This is a genomic window from Rhodococcus sp. EPR-134 (genome assembly GCF_001647205.1).
GTDB lineage: Bacteria > Actinomycetota > Actinomycetes > Mycobacteriales > Mycobacteriaceae > Rhodococcus_F > Rhodococcus_F qingshengii.
On sequence record NZ_LVCT01000368.1, the window covers coordinates 1 to 8,385 of the forward strand.

General features: G+C 61.6%; 8 protein-coding genes and 1 pseudogene. 5 read left to right on the forward strand and 4 right to left on the reverse strand.

All coding sequences use genetic code 11. The features are described from left to right. Positions 1-113: pseudogene (locus A2J01_RS35835) on the reverse strand (short chain dehydrogenase); the annotation flags it as partial. Positions 114-190: 77 nt separating this feature from the next. Between A2J01_RS35835 and A2J01_RS16690 the strand changes: the two are divergent. The 4 genes from A2J01_RS16690 (at position 191) to A2J01_RS16705 (ending at position 4,432) form a co-directional block, all read left to right on the forward strand. Continuing rightward, positions 191-1,117: a metal ABC transporter substrate-binding protein gene (locus tag A2J01_RS16690; RefSeq protein ID WP_064113146.1), complete on the forward strand. Its 927-nt coding sequence runs from the start codon at positions 191-193 to the stop codon at positions 1,115-1,117. After that, positions 1,114-1,845, forward strand: a complete 732-nt coding sequence (locus tag A2J01_RS16695) for a metal ABC transporter ATP-binding protein (protein WP_003942501.1) — start codon at positions 1,114-1,116, stop codon at positions 1,843-1,845. Before A2J01_RS16690 ends, A2J01_RS16695 begins: the two co-directional genes overlap by 4 nt. A 3-nt stretch (positions 1,846-1,848) precedes the next feature. Then, positions 1,849-2,739 carry a metal ABC transporter permease gene (locus A2J01_RS16700; protein ID WP_064113147.1) on the forward strand — a complete coding sequence of 297 codons (891 nt, stop codon included), beginning with the start codon at positions 1,849-1,851 and terminating at the stop codon, positions 2,737-2,739. 136 nt (positions 2,740-2,875) lie between these two features. Beyond that, the gene (locus A2J01_RS16705) at positions 2,876-4,432 is read left to right on the forward strand and encodes a GGDEF domain-containing protein (protein ID WP_064113148.1); all 1,557 of its coding nucleotides are present in this window, start codon (positions 2,876-2,878) and stop codon (positions 4,430-4,432) included. Here the strand turns inward: A2J01_RS16705 and A2J01_RS16710 are convergent. Together A2J01_RS16710 and A2J01_RS16715 are read right to left on the reverse strand one after the other, a co-directional pair. Beyond that, the gene (locus A2J01_RS16710) at positions 4,421-5,173 is read right to left on the reverse strand and encodes a cyclase family protein (RefSeq protein WP_172403480.1); all 753 of its coding nucleotides are present in this window, start codon (positions 5,171-5,173) and stop codon (positions 4,421-4,423) included. The genes A2J01_RS16705 and A2J01_RS16710 overlap by 12 nt on opposite strands. Before the next feature lie 144 nt (positions 5,174-5,317). After that, the gene (locus tag A2J01_RS16715; RefSeq protein WP_030537452.1) at positions 5,318-5,728 is read right to left on the reverse strand and encodes a TIGR03668 family PPOX class F420-dependent oxidoreductase; all 411 of its coding nucleotides are present in this window, start codon (positions 5,726-5,728) and stop codon (positions 5,318-5,320) included. A 60-nt stretch (positions 5,729-5,788) separates the two neighbouring features. On the opposite strand from A2J01_RS16715, the gene A2J01_RS16720 reads away from it, so the two are divergent. Then, positions 5,789-6,790, forward strand: coding sequence for a PHP domain-containing protein (locus A2J01_RS16720; protein WP_064113149.1), 1,002 nt, complete (start codon positions 5,789-5,791; stop codon positions 6,788-6,790). Positions 6,791-7,764: 974 nt separating this feature from the next. On the opposite strand, the gene A2J01_RS16730 is transcribed toward A2J01_RS16720, so the two are convergent. Beyond that, a partial coding sequence (locus tag A2J01_RS16730) for an HNH endonuclease signature motif containing protein (protein ID WP_156519300.1) occupies positions 7,765-8,385 on the reverse strand: 621 nt, incomplete at its 5' end.

The window sequence follows — 8,385 nt, forward strand, 5'->3', positions numbered from 1 at the left end:
AGGGCCTGCGCGGATCGTGCACCGAGCAGCAGGTCGTGTGTCGGCGCCAGTTCGCGTGCGATGGCAGCTCCGAGGCCGCGACTGGAACCGGTGATCAAGGCAGTAGGACGCATGGCCCGAGCCTATCGAGTGGAGATTGTTCGGCGAGACGAACTTGTGTATTTGTTTACCCACATATTAGAGTTCGACCATGACGACACGCGACGCGAAGAACTTCCGCCGCCTGGGAATTGCCGCCCTCGCCGCCCTGCTTCTGTCCAGCTGTTCTGCGGTGAGTTCTGGCTCCGACGACGACCGCCCGGTGGTGCTCACCACGTTCACCGTGCTGTCGGACATCGCCCAGAACGTTGCCGGCGATCATCTTCGCGTCGAGTCGATCACCAAGGCGGGGGCGGAAATTCACGGCTACGAGCCGACGCCCGGAGACATTCGGCGGGCGAGCGAAGCCGATCTGATCCTCGACAACGGCATGAACCTCGAGGCGTGGTTCGCGAAATTCGTCAACGGACTGGACGTGCCACACGTCGTGGTCAGCGACGGCGTCGAAGGCATTCCGATCGCCGGCGACGCGTATGCGGGCAAGCCCAATCCGCATGCATGGATGTCTCCGTTGAATACGCAGATCTACGTCGACAACATGGTGACTGCTTTCAGCGACCTCGACCCGGACAACGCCTCGGCATTTGCGGAGAACGGCGCGAAGTACAAGGCGGAACTGCAAGCAGTGCAGGACGGCCTGGTCAGTGGCCTGGCGGCATTGCCCGCAGGTCAGCGCGCACTTGTCAGTTGCGAGGGTGCGTTCTCCTATCTGGCCAGGGACGCGGGACTCAGCGAGGCGTATATCTGGCCGGTCAATGCCGAGCAGCAGGCGACGCCGCAGCAGATCATCGCCGCGATCGACTTCGTCCGAGCCAATTCCGTTCCCGCCGTCTTGTGCGAGTCGACGGTCTCGGATGCCCCCATGCAGCAGGTTGTCGGGGCGACCGGCGCGAAGTTCGGCGGAACGCTGTACGTCGATTCGCTGTCCGAAGCCGACGGTCCCGTGCCCACCTATCTGGACATGATTCGCCACGACACCGACGTCATCCTCGGCGGTCTGACCGGCGGTAAATCATGAACGAAGCCATTCGCGTCGAAAACGTCAGCGTTCACTACGGCGAGGTCCACGCACTGGACCACGTCGATCTGACGTTGAACTCGGGTAGCGTCTGCGGACTGATCGGCATGAACGGTTCAGGAAAGTCGACTCTGTTCAAAGTGATCATGGGGATGATCAAGCCGGACAACGGTTCTGTCAGAATCGCCGGTCTCGACGCAGCCACTGCGCGCAAGAGCGGCCGCGTCGGATACGTGCCGCAGAGTGAAGACGTCGACTGGACCTTCCCGATCAGCGTCCGTGACGTCGTGATGATGGGCAGGTACGGTCACCTCGGATTCTTGCGACGTCCGCGGCGTGCAGATCGCGAGGCGGTGGCAGAGGCCCTCGAGCGGGTGGAACTCACCGAATTTGCGGATCGTCAGATCGGTCAGCTCTCGGGTGGTCAGAAGAAGCGCGCGTTCGTCGCACGCGGCATCGCGCAGGACGCGTCGATACTGTTGCTGGACGAGCCGTTTGCGGGCGTCGACAAGCGTTCCGAGGCAACGATTTCTACGCTGCTACGAGAGTTGGCTTCCGACGGCCGGTCGATCTTGGTCTCGACCCACGATCTCCACGCTGTGCCGAAACTCTGCGACGAGGCGGTACTGCTCATGCGCAAGGTCCTGGTGCATTCCGACCCGGACACCGTGCTGCAACCGGAAAACCTCGCCCTGGCTTTCGGTCTCGACGTGATGGACAGGACCTGATCGATGAACCTCGTAGAACTGCTACTTGATCCTCTCCAGTACGGATTCATGGTGCGAGCGTTGGCCGTTGCGGTTGTGGCAGCGGTTGTCTGCGCGGTGCTCAGTTGTTGGTTGGTGCTCATCGGGTGGTCGTTGATGGGCGACGCCGTCTCGCACGCCGTGCTGCCGGGTGTTGTCCTCGCTTACGTCGTCGGCGCACCATTTGCCATCGGGGCCTTGATCTTCGGGTTGATCGCCGTAGCGCTGATCGGACTGATCCGTAACACCAGTCGCGTCAAGGAAGACGCCGCGATCGGTATCGTCTTCACGACTCTCTTTGCGTTCGGTTTGGTTCTCATCTCGGTGACCCCCAGCCAGACCGATCTCAACCACATCATTTTCGGCAACCTGCTGGGGGTGAGCTCGTCCGATCTTCTGCAGGTCGCGATACTCGGCGCGTTGGCGTTGAGCATTCTGTTGATCAAGCGTCGTGATCTGACGTTGTTCGCCTTCGACCCGATCCATGCGAACGCGATAGGTCTTTCGCCCAAGCGCCTGGGTGCGCTGCTACTCGGCGTCCTCGCACTCACGTCCGTTGTGGCGTTGCAAGCCGTCGGCGTCGTGCTGGTGGTGGCGATGCTGATCATCCCCGGCGCGACGGCCTACCTCCTCACCGACAAGTTTTCGCGGATGCTGGTGATAGCTCCCGTCGTTTCCGCAGTCTGCGCGATTACCGGTATCTACGTCAGCTACTACCTCGACACGGCTTCCGGTGGCATGGTCGTCATGACGCAGGGCATCGTGTTCGCTCTGGTGTACCTGTTCAGCCCGTCGCAAGGGGTGATCGCGAAATGGACTTCGCAGCGGCGTAGGACCCGAGCGGAGTACAGCGCCGCGGCGTACGAGCCTTCCTGATCGTTCGTCCAGTTAACAATCCGCTACCAAATCGGGTAGGTTCGTACGGGCATTCGTCACCACGAACATTCCGGCCGCAACGATGCCGGCTGCAAGACGATCGGTGGTGACGCCTTGAACACCGATGGGTTCTTCGATGACGCAGTTCCGAGCGCGACGCACGTGGCTGGTTCTCGGCGTCGTTGTCGCGGTCATCGCTCTCGCCGGATCCGGGCTGCTCAGCCCACGAACTTCGGTTCTGGTGGACGATATCGCCCAGCTCGTCGGCGGAGCCACCGCAACTGCGGTCTGTTGGTGGACATCGCGGCGCTATCACGGCGTCGAGCGTCGTTGGCGAACTCTGATGGCTCTGGGTATGGCCGGCTGGACTCTCGGGATGTTCTTCTGGGCGTTCTACCGCTCGGTTCTCCACGTTCCACTTCCGTCGCCGTCGATCGCGGATATCGGTTTCTTCATGTTCCCGGTGTTCGCCGTGCCGGCGCTTCTGTCGTTGGTGCGTCAGTCGCCCCGGCGTGAGGCGATCGGTCCGATCCATCTCTGGCTCGTGCTGACGCTCGACGGTCTTGTCGTTGTCGGTGGATTGTTCATCCTCACGTGGACGACGGCCCTGGGCGCCGTCGTTCATACCGGTCCGACGGGATCTCTCGGGTTTCTTGTCGCGGTGATGTATCCGATCACCGACTTCGTTCTGATCGCCATGGTCTTGCTGATGGTCATCGGACCGAAGGCCGTTGCCGAGATCCGCGAACCGCTGACGTTCCTCGGGTGCGGGTTGGTGATGCTCTCCCTTTCGGACAGTCTTTACGCGTACTTGGTGGCGATCGGCGCCGAGAGTATGCCGACCATCGCCGATGCCGGGTTCATCGCGGGGCCGCCGTTGATCGCCTTGGCGGCGCTGACGAAGCGAACCGAGCCTCGGAACCGCAACGCGCCGCAGCAGTGGCGAAGCGATCGGACTCAGTTGCTGCTGCCGTATCTGTTGATCGCGGTGATCGCGACGATCGTGACTGTTCAGGCGCTGATCGTCGGCAACCTCGATGCCGTGGTCGTGATACTCGGCGTCGGCGTGTTGGTTCTCGCGCTGGTGCGCCAAATACTCACGCTCCTCGAGAACGACGCGCTCCTCCAACAGATCTCCGCTGCCCAGGACGAGCTGAGGTACCGAGCACATCACGACCCACTCACCGAGCTTGCAAACCGGGCCGCGTTCGACGAACACTTTGCGAGCGCCATCGAAAACTATCGCCAGACGAACTCCGATTGGGTGCTGATGCTTGTCGATCTGGACGACTTCAAACAGATCAACGATCGATACGGGCACCCGGCCGGCGACCGGTTACTGGTTGCTCTCACAGCACGTCTGCGCGAAGCGGTTCCCGAGGGTGCGTTTGTCGCTCGATTCGGTGGCGACGAGTTCACAGTGCTCCTGCAGGGCACGATCGACGACGCCGTCGTCGTGGCTCGCCGGATCGTCGACGCGCTCAGGTCCGATCAGACTGCAGACACATCGGTGTCGGTGGGTGCGAGCGTTGGTGTCGCGCATTTCGAGTCCGCGCAGTTCGAGTTCGGGGACGAACCGCTCAGCGCGCACACTCTTCTTCGCCAGGCCGATGCGGCGATGTACGAGGCGAAGAGAAGTGGGAAGGGAGCGGTCGTTGTCTTCGGCGACCGTCGCAAATGGTTATCGCCGTAGTAGTGCGAAAATCGTTGCCGGTGAACCCGATCCGGCCTTGTTGATCGCACCACCGACAAGGATGCTAGCCCCGGTGGTTGGCAGGGCGGCAAGATTGTTCAAGTTCTCCAGGCTGATTCGATGCTTGTCGTACAGGATTGTCGAGACGGGGTAGGTTTCGTCGTTTCCGAGGTCGGGACCGAACGTGTCGGTTCCCAATGCTCCGCGGGTGCCCAAACGGCCGGTGTCTATCAGCCACCGCGCCGCGTCCACCGAGAAGCCGGGCTGGTGGGTGACGCCCTCGGCATCGGAGTTGGCATATTCTTCGCTACCCCAGCGCGATTCCCACCCGGTCCAGAGAACTACGGCCGCTCCATCGGGGATCTTGCCGTTGCGCGTTTCCCATTCCTGCAGGTCCGCGACCGTGAGCGCATAGTCCGAATCGGCGGCAGCCTTGTCCCGGATGTCGATCTTCACTGCGGGGAGGAAGAGGTCCGCCGGATCGAGTTGGTCGGCTGTGAGGCCGCCTTCCTGGAAGTGTGCGGGTGCGCCCCAATGCGTGCCCGTGTGCTCACCTTCCTTGACGTACTGGAGGTAGTAGCCGTCGTTTGCGATGGTGGCCGCTGTGTCGAGAGTGAACTCGGGGTCGCCGGGAAAAACCGGTGTCGTCGCCGGGTCGTTCACGTGTGAGAGCGAAACAACCGACAACTGTTCGTTCAACGGGCTTGTTGCGTCTTGACTGCTTCCGGAACTGCTACCCATGTCGATCACCTGAGGTCCCGCTACCAGCGCCAGACCTGTGGCTGCGCGCTGAAGTAACTGCCGTCGTTTCATCGATCCCCCGCCAATTTGTCCGAATTGAGAGTGTTGCAATCACTTTCGCTCCTTGAACACTAGGACGGAACCTTAGGCTGCTGCGGACCACGACGACCACTCCACATCGCGGACAGCTATGACCTGTCCGTGCGGTCGGTGATCTACGTACTGCGGATACTTTGCGGCCAAAGCATCGATCGCGCTCTCGGACTCCTTGGTGCCGGGGTCGAGAACCTCCGCATGTCCGTCGACGCGGACCCACCAGAGCGCGGACCAGTCGTCGTCGTAGTGATCGACCAGCAGGCTTGCGCGCCCCGTCTCGGTGATGTTCCGGAGCCTGCGAAGAGCGGTCGTGGTTTTCGGTTTGTGGTCGACACAGGAATAGACGGTGCCGCCGACCAAGACGAATACCAGCGGCACGATGTGCGGAACGCCGGCCGCATCTGCCGTTGCCAGGTGAGCCACCCGCGCGGCTTCAAATCGTGCTCTCGGGTCGTCCATATTCACAGCGTAAGGGGATCAAGGGTTGCCGCGAGCCGCTGCTGACGGAACAGTGGTCTCATGGAACCGGATGAAGCGCTTCGGGAGATCGCCTACTGGCTCGAACGATCACGCGCTGAAACGCACCGCGTCAAGGCCTATCGCCGAGCTGCGGAGGTCTTTTCAGGATTGTCCGACGAGCAGAAGGAGTCTCGCCGGAAAGCCGACAGTTGGAAGGCCCTCACCGGCATCGGGCCGAAGACTGCCACGATTATCGCTCAGTCGTACGACGGCATCCCCGAGTATCTCGAGGAACTGCGGGGGCAGGCTGAGCCCATCGGCGACAGCCCATTGCGACAAGCCCTCCGCGGCGACCTCCACACCCACTCCGACTGGTCCGATGGTGGAAGCCCCATCGAAGAGATGATGCGACGCGCAGCAGCACTCGGCCATGACTACTGCGCCCTCACCGACCATTCGCCTCGCCTCACAGTTGCAAACGGGCTGTCCGCGGAGCGCCTACGGTCTCAACTCGACGTGATAGCCGGGTTGAATGCCGAACTGGCTCCCTTCCGCATCCTCACGGGAATTGAGGTGGACATCCTCGAGGACGGTTCACTCGACCAGGATCCCGATCTGCTCGACGAACTCGACATCGTGGTGGCGAGCGTCCACTCCAAGCTGCGGTCCGAGCGTGAGGCGATGACCCGCAGAATGCTTGCTGCAGTGCGAAACCCGCGTGTCGATATTCTCGGACACTGCACCGGGCGTCTTGTCGAGGGTGCTCGCGGAACCCGGCCCGAGTCGCAGTTCGACGCGGAGAAAGTGTTCGAGGCCTGCCGCGAATCAGGCACAGCCGTTGAGATCAATTCCCGACCCGATCGTCGTGACCCGCCTTCGCGTTTGATCGAGTTGGCCCGCGATCTCGATTGTCTTTTCTCCATCGACACTGACGCCCATGCCCCCGGTCAGCTGGCTTGGCAGGGCTACGGCTGTGACCGGGCCGAAAAGTGCGGCGTCGAAGCCGATCGGGTGATCAATACCTGGACCGCCGACAACCTTCTGGAGTGGGCGGGCAATTGACGGTCTCGGCACGCGCGCTGCTGTCGGTGCCGTTGGTGGCGTCGCTTTGCCTGGTCACCGCTTGTTCGGCTCCGTTCTGGCGAGATTCGGTGTACTTCACACCTCCTGAGGCTCGGGTGTTCGAGACTGCCGACTGTCTCGGAATTGAAGTCGCATGGGGCCTGTTCGGTGTCGATCTGTATTCGCGTCCGAAACACGAAACAGGGTATCTTCCATCTGATTTCGATCCAGTGGCAGTATTTCGTTGCGAAGTCGGCGAAGATGCCTCCGGAGCGCTAACCGTCGACATGGTTCGACTCGAAGGTGACGTAGCCGCCGTCAAGGATGCATATCGTGTCGACTCCAAACGCTTTCCCGACAATGTCGTTGCGAGTTGTGTCACAAGCGAACTGGTTCCCGTCAAACTGTGGATGGCCAACAGCGCCGGACAAGTGATGTTTCCGGCCTGGCCGTCGAGTCCGTGCGGCTTTCAAGTCGGGCCTCTCGATTCGCTTCGATCTCTGCATGAAGTCGAACGTGTCCGAACTTCGTTGAGTCTTTCTCCGACGATGGCGAATTGCGATCGCTCGTCTGCCGTTCAATTCGACCGGACAGATGCCAGAGAAGTTGACAAGGCGCGCGAGCAGTTCGAGAGAGGCGAAGGCTATGACCCGCTAGACAATGAGCTGGCTACGCCTGTCGCTGATGCTGCAGGACTATCCGTGTGCCGGCATGAATCTCAGACAGACGTGGACGTTATTCGCCTGTCCGAAGCGGAGAGTCGAGACGTGGTTGCCGCCATAGCCGATGCTCCTATAGCTCCGCCTTGTGATCAGATCGCGACAGCGACAGCATCATCAACCCTCCTACGGGTTGACGGTTCGGGTGGTACTCCTGTGAGCGTGGAGTTGGATGGATGTCGCCGCGCCGCCCTTTCCGGCTATCGAAGCACGCCGGAATGGGTCACCGAGGCGTTTGCTCGGTGACCTCCGGGTTCAGAGTCGCGTGGTGGAGCGGCGGGGTTTCCGGTCGGGGTCGATGCCTGGTGGTGGGATGAACCATGGCAGGTGATCGGTGCCCATTCGGATTTCCCATTTGCCGGTGAATCCGGGTTTTCGGTGCATCAGGGTGTGGTGGGTTCGGCAGAGCAGGACCAGGTTGTCCATGACGGTTGGTCCTCCTTTGGCCCAGTGTTTGATGTGGTGTGCGTCGGTCCAGGCGGGGACGCAGTCGCAGCCGGGGAAGGCGCAGCCTTTGTCGCGGGCGATCAGGGCGGTGCGTTGTGCCGCGGTGACAAGCCTTTTGAGTGGGGTGACGTCGAGTGGGGCGCCGTTTTCGTCGAGGAGGACGCTGGAGAGCATGCAGTCGCAGGCGATCATGCGGGTGCGGCCGACGCTCAGTGGTCCCATCCAGGGCATGTGGCCGACATCGAGATCGTGAAAGTCGAGATCGTGAAAGTCGAGATCGAGCATGCCGGGATCGTCGTCCTCGGACGGGGCAGGTGTTGAGCCATCACTCGTTGTGGCGCATTCACGGTGGTAGGCCAGGTCTTTGGCGTTGATGTGCACGTTCAGGTGTGGGCGTTGGCCGCCGTCGATGCCGGTGGCAGCGTTGTC